The following is an 8,131-nucleotide window of genomic DNA, read 5'->3' on the forward strand; positions in this document are numbered from 1 at the left end:
CGGCAACCCCTCCTCCGTCACCTTCGACGCCGGCCCTTTCGGAGAAGTCGAACGGGTTCCGGTCACCCCGACGCGAGCCGACTGAACAGAACCGTCGCGCGGGCCGGTGTGTCAATTACGTCACCTGCTTCAACGCCCCCTCCCGCGAGGTGACGGACGTCCCGACGCGGCAGATCGCCCCACGGTCCCGCTCTGGACAGCCGCATCATCGAAGACCCGGTCCCCGGACGCCCACTAATGCTCCCCATAGGCCGCCACCACACCCGCTCCACCACCTCGTTGACTTGCGGCGTGTTGTTGTTATGGAGCGCCGGATAACAACAACACGCCGCAAGTCAACGAGGAGTGGGGGTGTGCGGTGGTGCGGGGCCGGTGCCGCTTGCGGTGCCGGCCCCGCAGGCGGTTACGACCAGGCGAGCATGCGGATGGGGTCTTCCAGCATGGCGCCTACGTCGCGGAGCACCTTCGAGCCCAGCTCGCCGTCCACGATCCGGTGGTCGAACGACAGCGACAGCGTGGTCACCTTGCGGATCGCTAGCTCGCCCTCGTGTACCCACGGCATGTCGCGGATCTGGCCGAACGCCAGGATCGCCGCCTCACCGGGAGTGAGGATCGGGGTCCCGCTGTCCACGCCGAACACGCCCACGTTCGTGATCGTGATCGTCCCGTCGGACAGGTCGGCGGGCGTCGCCTTCCCGGCGCGGGCCTTCTCGGTCAGCTCGCCGAGCGCGCGGGCCAGGCCGGGCAGGTCGAGATCCTGCGCCTCCTTCACCTTCGGGACGATCAGCCCGCGGTCGGTGGCCGCCGCGATCCCGAGGTTCACGTAGCGCTTGACGACGATCTCCGCGCCGTCCGGGCCGTCGACCCAGGTGGCGTTGACCTCCGGGTTCCGCGCGACGGCGGTGAGCAGCGCCCGCGCCACCAGCAGCAGCGGGGACACCTTCACGTCCGCGAACTCGGGCAGCTCGCGGAGCCGCCTCACGGTCTCCATCGTCCGCGTGACGTCCACCTGGAGGAACTCGGTGACGTGCGGTGCGGTGAACGCCGAACCGGACATCGCCGCCGCCGTCGCCTTGCGGACGCCCTTGACCGGCCTGCGCTCCTCCCGCGGCCCCGCCTGCGGGGGCACCGCCGCTGGCGCCTGGGGCGCGGCTTGGGTTCCGGCCTGGGCGGCGAGGATGTCATCGCGCGTGATCGAGCCCTGCGGGCCCGTTCCGGTGACGGTGGCGAGGTCGATGCCGAGGTCCTTGGCCATCTTCCGGACCGGCGGCTTCGCGAGCGGCAGCCCGTCGCCCACAGGCTGTGGACGAGGCGCGGGCGGCGCGACCGGAGCCTGCGGCGCGGCAGGAGCCTGCGGCGCGACCGGGGCGGACGGCGCGGCAGGGGCCGGTGGGGCGCCGTTGGTCGCCTTGCGCGGGCGGCGCTTCGTCGCGCCCTCCTTCACCCCGTACCCCACGAGGACGGGCTGGCGCTTCGGCGGCTCGTCGGGCGACACCATGCCCGGCTCCTCGACGCGCGGCACGCCGTCCTGCTTGATCGCGGCGGCCTGCGCGGGCGGCTCGGACACGGGCGTCGCCACGCTCCCGTCGCCGCCCGCGTCCACCGCGATGATCGGCTTGCCGACGTCGACGGTCTCGCCCTCGACGGCCATCAGCTCGGTCACCACGCCCTCGAACGGGCACGGCAGCTCGACGATGGCCTTCGCCGTCTCGATCTCCACGATGGTCTGGTTGATCTCGACGGTGTCGCCCGGCTGGACGTGCCACTTGACGATCTCGGCCTCGGTCAGGCCCTCGCCCACGTCCGGCAGGTTGAAGATCTTCGGCTGGCTCATCGGCGTCACCACGCGAAGGTCCGGTCGACCGCGTCCAGGATGCGGTCGAGGTCGGGCAGGTAGTGGTCCTCGACGCGCGAGGGCGGGTACGGGGTGGAGAACCCGCCGACCCGCAGCACCGGCGACTCCAGCCGGTAGAAGCACTTCTCGGTGATCCGCGCCGCGAGCTCGGCGCCGAACCCGCTGAAGACCGGGGCCTCGTGGACGACGACGCAGCGTCCCGTCCGGTTCACCGACTCCTCCACGGTGCCCATGTCGAGGGGGTTCAGCGAGCGCAGGTCGATGACCTCCAGCGACCGCCCCTCCTCGGCCGCCGCGGCGGCGGCCTCCAGGCACGTCTTCACCGACGGTCCGTAGGCCAGCACGGTCACGTGCTCTCCCGGCTGGACGACCCGGGCCTGGTGCAGCGGCGTCCAGTCGGACGAGTCGACGTCCACCTCGGCCTTGTCCCAGTACCGGCGCTTCGGCTCGAAGAAGATCACCGGGTCGGGGGACGTGATCGACTGCTGGATCATCGCGTAGGCGTCCACCGGGTTCGAGCACGCGACCACCCGCAGCCCGGCCGTGTGCGTGAAGTACGCCTCGGGGGACTCCGAGTGGTGCTCGACCGCGCCGATGCCGCCGCCGCAGGGGATCCGGATCACGACCGGCAGCGACACCGCGCCGAGCGACCGCATCCGCATCTTGGCGAGCTGGGTGATGATCTGGTCGGCGGCGGGGAACACGAACCCGTCGAACTGGATCTCGCAGACGGGCCGGTAGCCGCGCAGCGCCAGCCCGATCGCGGTGCCGATGATGCCCGACTCGGCGAGCGGCGTGTCGATGACGCGTTCCTCGCCGAAGTCCTTCATGAGCCCGTCGGTGATCCGGAAGACCCCGCCGAGCTGCCCGACGTCCTCGCCCATCACGAGGACCTTCGGGTCGTTCTCCATGGCCTTGCGCAGGCCCTCGTTCATCGCCTTGCCGAGGGTCAGGGTGGTCACTTCGATCCCTCCTCGAACGACGCCAGGTAGGCGGCGAACTGCTCCTGCTCCTCGGTCATCAGCGGATGCCGCTCCGCGTACACGTGGTCGAACATCGACAGCGGCTCCGGGTCGGGCAGCGCCAGGCACGCCTCGCGCAGCTCCCTGGAGAGCTGCTTGGCCTCGTCCTCCACCTTGTCGAAGAATCCCGAGTCGGCGAGGTCGTTGCGCACCAGGTACGCCTTGACGCGCTCGATGGGGTCCTTGAGCTTCCACGCCTCCTCCTCGGCCTTGAGGCGGTAGCGCGTGGGGTCGTCCGTGGTCGTGTGGGCGCCCATCCGGTAGGTGAACGCCTCGATGAGGGTCGGGCCCTGGCCGGTGCGGGCGTTCTCCAGGGCCTTCCGGGTCACGGCCAGGCACGCGAACACGTCGTTGCCGTCCACGCGTATGCCCGGGAACCCGAAGCCCTGTGCCCGCTTGTAGAGGGGGATCCTGGTCTGCCGCTCAAGCGGCTGGGAGATGGCCCACTGGTTGTTCTGGCAGAAGAACACGATGGGGGCGTTGAACACTGAGGCGAACACGAACGACTCGTTCACGTCGCCTTGCGAGGTCGCCCCGTCGCCGAAGTAGGCGATCGTCGCGCCGGCGGACGGCGTGCCCAGCACTCCGTCCCGCTGGATGCCCATCGCGTAACCGGTGGCGTGCAGCGTCTGGCTGCCGATCACGATGGTGTACAGGTGGAAGCCGTGCTCGGCGGGGTCCCAGCCGCCGTGGTTGACGCCGCGGAACAGGCCGAGCAGGTTCAGCGGCTCGACGTTCCGGCACCACGCCACGCCGTGCTCCCGGTAGGTCGGGAACACCATGTCGTGCTCGGTGAGGGCGCGGCCCGAGCCGATCTGCGCCGCCTCCTGCCCGAGCAGCGACGCCCAGATGCCGAGCTCGCCCTGCCGGGTGAGCGCCACGGACTCCAGGTCGATCCGCCGGACGATGACCAGGTCGCGGTAGAGGTCGCGTACTTCCTCGGCGCTGAGGTCCAGGGGGTAGTCGGGATGCTCGACGCGCTCGCCCTCGGGGGTGAGCAGCTGGACGAGCTCTGGCTCGGCGGGCTCGGTCGTGTCGGGCGCGCCGCGCACGGAGTCGATCGTCATCGATGACACTCCTCGTTCGGGGCCGGCACGCGGGATCGCCGCGCGTACGGCCGGTGTCCGCGGCCGTCGGGCCCCGGTAAGGGACGAAAGCCGCATATGCCATCGTGGCAGACATCACACCGTAGGATGCAAGTCCCGCCATGCAGGTCCTACCCCGAGCGCCGTCCTTTGATCCGGACGAGCCCTGGCCACGCCCGCACCTGCGCCGGGACGTGATTCCCGCCACCCGGCCGGGGACGGGACGCGCCTCACTCGCGCGACAGCGCCCGGCTGGCTCCGGCGGCGACCGTCAGGCCGAGGATCAGCCCGGCGATCACGATGAAGTTGGCGATCCACTGGTGGACGCCCTTCGGCGCGAACACCCGCTCCTGCCCGAGGTCGCCGATGGGCAGGATCAGGTCCAGGGTGTAGAAGAACGCGTTGAAGTGCGGGGAGTCGTCGCTGTTCAGGACGGGGGGGTTGTCCAGCGTGAAGACGACCGTGCCGAAGACGAGCAGCCCCACCAGCCAGCTCGCGGCGCGGAACGGGCGGTAGCCGTAGCCGACCAGGACGTCCTGCAGCCAGCCGACGATCTTGCGGGGCAGGCTCTGGGTCGCGCGGCGGTCGCGTGCCTTCGCCAGCAGCACGAAGCGGCCGTCGGAGTCCAGGCCGAGCGCGCGGTAGGCCAGCGCCAGGCGCTCGTAGGGCTGCGGCGCGTACCCGTCGGTGTCGCGGCGCAGCCAGTCGAGCCGCTCCCGGGCCGTCAGCGGCGGTTCGAGCGTCTCGTACTGCAGGCCGTCGAGCTGGAGGCGCTCCGGCCAGGACGCGGCGTCGTCGCGCAGCAGGCTGATGCGGGCGTAGGACAGGTCGGCGATGCCCCTGATCGGCTCGGCGGTGCGCATCAGCAGCTCCTCGGCCTGGAGGCGCTGCACGCTGAGCGCCGTCCCCTCCTCGTTGCGCAGGTGTGCGCCGCGGAGGCTGAGCTGGCCGGTGACGCGGGCGCCGGCGAAGCTGACGGCGCCGATGGCGGTGAAGGCGTCCGAGCAGTACACGTCGGTCTCGACGGCGAGGTCGTCGGCGTTCAGCGCGGTCTTGCCGGGCGCCGAAAGGCGCGCCCCCACGAACGACAGGTAGCCCCCGACCCGGGCGCCGCGGAGCCGGACCTCGCCCTCGGCGCTGAACCCGCCGTCGCAGAACACGTTCGCGGCGACGTCCAGGCGGCTCGCGTAGAGGGCGGCGCCGGACGGGTTGTGCAGCCGCGCCCCCCGGAAGATCAGCTGGCCGCCCACCCGGGCGCCGGGCAGCCGGACCTCGCCGCTGGCCGCGAACCCCTGGTCGCAGTAGACGTTCGCCTCGACGGAGAGGCGGTCGGCGAGCAGCGCGTCCCCGCCGGGGTTGGACAGCTGGACGCCCGACATGTTCAGGATGCCGGTGATGTTCGCCCCGTCCAGCCACAGGCCGCCGGTGATGCGGCTCCCCTCCAGCCACAGGTGCCCGTCGACCCGCGTGCCGGACGCGATGAGACCGGGCAGCCGGCACCGCATCATGTGGACGCTGTTCATGCTCGCCCAGTACAGGTGCGGGGCCTCGTCGAACGAGCACCCCGTCAGAGCCAGGGGGACGCTGACCTCCGCATGGCCCAGGTTCAAGGAGCCGATGACGCGGGCCCCGGTGAGTCTTACTGCGGCGACCTCACCCGGCTGGGGCGCGACCGCGCCGACGAGCAGCGCGACCAGCACCTCGGCCCTGACCCACCGCTCGCGTCCCCAGCGCTCGGCCTGCGCGGTGTCGTCGTAGGCGGGGTCGCCCGACGACAGGTCGACGGATTCGCCCTTCGGGAACGCCTCCCAAAGACGGCGTTCCGAGGGGGTCAGGTCCTCGATGTTCATCGGGCGGCTCCGGGGGGTGCGGATGGGTCGTGATGGGCAATGGTGCCGTACGCTTCAGGCTCGTAAGGAAAAGCGCAGACCAGTGAGGGGGCGGTCGTGGCGCGTGTCGTCGTGGACGTCATGCTCAAGCCGGAGATCCTCGACCCGCAGGGGCAGGCGATCGCCCGGAAGCTGCCGCAGCTCGGATACGACGGGGTCGTCGCGGTCCGGCAGGGCAAGCGGTTCGAGGTGGAGCTCGAAGGCGAGGCCGACGAGGCCGCCCTGGAGCGGGTCGGCAAGATCGCCGAGACCCTGCTGGCGAACCCCGTCATCGAGAACTACGAGGTTCGCGTTCTCTGACCGGAAAAGCGTGGAATGCCGTTCGGCTGCCCACGTGATCCGCTCCGCTGATTTGGCGCGTTCCATTCGCTCCCGGGGCCTTTTCGGCGTCCATCCGCCATTGCGCGGGCGGGCGGGACTTCGTTAAGCGACCCGCGAGTATAGCGATTACGGAAGATTCCGCCGGGGAAGTGTTAGCTGCGTCGAGTCGTCGAGCACGCTCCGGGGACCGGGGGAACGGCCAGGAAGCCCGGGGCATGACACGAGGTGTCCGGGTGGATATGCGGTTCTCGCTCTCGCTTCCGCGCGAGGCTCCCAGCATCCCGGTGGTCCGGCGGGTGGCGGGGGACGCGCTGCGCGGGCTGGGCGTCACCGAGGACTGCGTCGGCGACATACTGGTCGCCATCTCCGAGGCGTGCACCAACGCCGTCCAGCACGCACGCGGGTCCGATGAGTATCTGGTCACAATGCGGGTGGACGAGACCGATTGTGTGCTCGACGTCATGGACCGCGGCCGGGGGCCCCGCGCGGCACCCCCGGTGCCCGTGGATCGCGGGCTGTTGAGCGAGTCCGGGCGCGGGCTTAGGATCATGCGGGCCCTCATGGACGAGCTGGACATCGCCCCCTCGTCCGACCGGGGCACCGTCGTCCACCTGCGCAAGCGACTCAGCTGGCGCGACGAGGCACTGGTCCGGCGCCTCGACCGCAAACTCATGCACAGCGCCGGGTAGATTGGGAGCCGCGCGCGGGGGAACAGCGACGCGCAGCGGGGTGATCGGCGGAGGAGATACCGCCCGTTCCGGTGCCCCTCATTCGGAGGAACAGAAGAGATGGATGCTGCCCGGGTCGGGATCATCACCTTCCCCGGTTCTCTCGACGACAAGGACGCCGCGCGAGCCGTCCGCCTCGCCGGCGCCGAACCGGTCGCCCTTTGGCACGGAGACCATGACCTGCGGGGGGTCGACGCCGTCGTCCTCCCCGGCGGGTTCTCCTACGGGGACTACCTGCGCGCCGGGGCGATCGCCCGGTTCGCGCCGCTCATGAGTGAACTGGTCAGCGCCGCCGAGGCGGGGCTGCCGGTCCTCGGCATCTGCAATGGCTTCCAGGTGCTGTGCGAGTCGCACCTGCTGCCGGGCGCGCTGCTGCCGAACGCCGGCCTGCACTTCGTGTGCCGCGACCAGCGGCTCCGTCTGGAGAACGCCGATACCGCCTGGACCACCGAGTACCGGGAGGGCCAGGAACTGGTGATCCCGATCAAGAACCGGGACGGCCGCTACACCGCCGACCGGGAGACGCTGGCCGAACTGGAATCGTCCGGCCGGATCGTCGCCCGCTACCTCGACCTGAACCCCAACGGCTCCCAGGACGACATCGCCGGCATCTGCAACGAGGCCGGCAACGTGGTCGGGCTCATGCCGCACCCCGAGCACGCCGTGGAGTCGCTCACCGGCCCGTCGACCGACGGGCTCGGGTTCTTCACCTCCATTGTCAAGAGACTGGTCAACGCATGAGCGAGTCACCTCACGCCCCGGGGCGGGCGACCCGGGAGTCCGCGGACGAGCCGTCGATGGAGTGGCTCGGCGAGCTCAAGTCCGACGCCGACGACCCCGAGCTCCAGCCGGTCAACCCCTCGGTCACCCAGGCGTTCGAGGCCATGCTGGAGGAGGCCAAGCCGGCGGCGCCCCTGTCCGCGCCGCCCCAGGCTTCCCCGCAGCCGCCGCTTTCCGCGCCGCCGGCCGGGATCGTCCCGGAGCCGCCCGCCGCGCCGCAGCCTGTCGTCCAGGTGGACCCGACCGCGCAGGCCATGCTCCGGGCCGCTCAGCCCCGTCCGGACGAGCCTGAGGGGCCGGCGGAGGGGCCCGAGCAGGAGTTCGCCCGCGCCCTCGCCGAGGAGAGCCCCGCGGCCGCCCCCGCGGACTCGCCGACGGCCACGAACCCCGGCCTGGACCAGCCGGACCTGAACCAGTACGCGACGCCGCCCCCGGCGGGCTCGGGCACCGG

Annotated in this window: 7 protein-coding genes and 1 pseudogene; 4 read left to right on the forward strand and 4 right to left on the reverse strand. The window is 71.3% G+C overall.

Annotated elements, in window-relative coordinates; translation table 11 throughout:
* Positions 1-403: 403 nt before the first annotated feature.
* The 4 genes from E1200_RS28360 to E1200_RS28375 all read right to left on the reverse strand — a co-directional run bounded on the left by E1200_RS28360 (position 404) and on the right by E1200_RS28375 (position 5,812).
* Positions 404-1,834 (reverse strand): dihydrolipoamide acetyltransferase family protein, encoded by a 1,431-nt coding sequence (locus tag E1200_RS28360; protein WP_131955148.1) that lies wholly within the window; start codon positions 1,832-1,834, stop codon positions 404-406.
* A gap of 5 nt (positions 1,835-1,839) precedes the next feature.
* Positions 1,840-2,817, reverse strand: coding sequence for an alpha-ketoacid dehydrogenase subunit beta (locus tag E1200_RS28365; RefSeq protein ID WP_207933582.1), 978 nt, complete (start codon positions 2,815-2,817; stop codon positions 1,840-1,842).
* A complete protein-coding gene (gene pdhA, locus E1200_RS28370) occupies positions 2,814-3,944 on the reverse strand; it encodes a pyruvate dehydrogenase (acetyl-transferring) E1 component subunit alpha (RefSeq protein ID WP_207933583.1) in 1,131 nt (376 codons plus the stop codon). Before pdhA ends, E1200_RS28365 begins: the two co-directional genes overlap by 4 nt.
* Before the next feature lie 248 nt (positions 3,945-4,192).
* Positions 4,193-5,812: a hypothetical protein gene (locus E1200_RS28375; RefSeq protein WP_131955150.1), complete on the reverse strand. Its 1,620-nt coding sequence runs from the start codon at positions 5,810-5,812 to the stop codon at positions 4,193-4,195.
* A 96-nt stretch (positions 5,813-5,908) separates the two neighbouring features.
* On the opposite strand from E1200_RS28375, the gene purS reads away from it, so the two are divergent.
* The 4 genes and pseudogenes from purS to E1200_RS28395 all read left to right on the forward strand — a co-directional run.
* Positions 5,909-6,151: a phosphoribosylformylglycinamidine synthase subunit PurS gene (purS, locus tag E1200_RS28380; protein ID WP_131955151.1), complete on the forward strand. Its 243-nt coding sequence runs from the start codon at positions 5,909-5,911 to the stop codon at positions 6,149-6,151.
* A 260-nt stretch (positions 6,152-6,411) separates the two neighbouring features.
* Positions 6,412-6,861, forward strand: a complete 450-nt coding sequence (locus E1200_RS28385; protein WP_243708889.1) for an ATP-binding protein — start codon at positions 6,412-6,414, stop codon at positions 6,859-6,861.
* A 99-nt stretch (positions 6,862-6,960) separates the two neighbouring features.
* Positions 6,961-7,641, forward strand: a complete 681-nt coding sequence (gene purQ / locus E1200_RS28390; RefSeq protein WP_131955153.1) for a phosphoribosylformylglycinamidine synthase subunit PurQ — start codon at positions 6,961-6,963, stop codon at positions 7,639-7,641.
* Positions 7,638-8,131, forward strand: a pseudogene (locus tag E1200_RS28395) (hypothetical protein); the annotation flags it as partial. The gene purQ and the pseudogene E1200_RS28395, both read left to right, overlap by 4 nt.

This window comes from Actinomadura sp. GC306 (assembly GCF_004348665.1).
In the GTDB taxonomy this organism is placed as follows: Bacteria; Actinomycetota; Actinomycetes; order Streptosporangiales; family Streptosporangiaceae; genus Spirillospora.

What these genes read in the sequence shown, in the direction of transcription:
- E1200_RS28360 (WP_131955148.1), bottom strand. Translation starts at nt 1,834, where the DNA reads ATGAGCCAGCCGAAGATCTTCAACCTGCCGGACGTGGGCGAGGGCCTG.
- pdhA (WP_207933583.1), bottom strand. Translation starts at nt 3,944, where the DNA reads ATGACGATCGACTCCGTGCGCGGCGCGCCCGACACGACCGAGCCCGCC.
- E1200_RS28375 (WP_131955150.1), bottom strand. Translation starts at nt 5,812, where the DNA reads ATGAACATCGAGGACCTGACCCCCTCGGAACGCCGTCTTTGGGAGGCG.
- E1200_RS28385 (WP_243708889.1), top strand. Translation starts at nt 6,412, where the DNA reads ATGCGGTTCTCGCTCTCGCTTCCGCGCGAGGCTCCCAGCATCCCGGTG.
- purQ (WP_131955153.1), top strand. Translation starts at nt 6,961, where the DNA reads ATGGATGCTGCCCGGGTCGGGATCATCACCTTCCCCGGTTCTCTCGAC.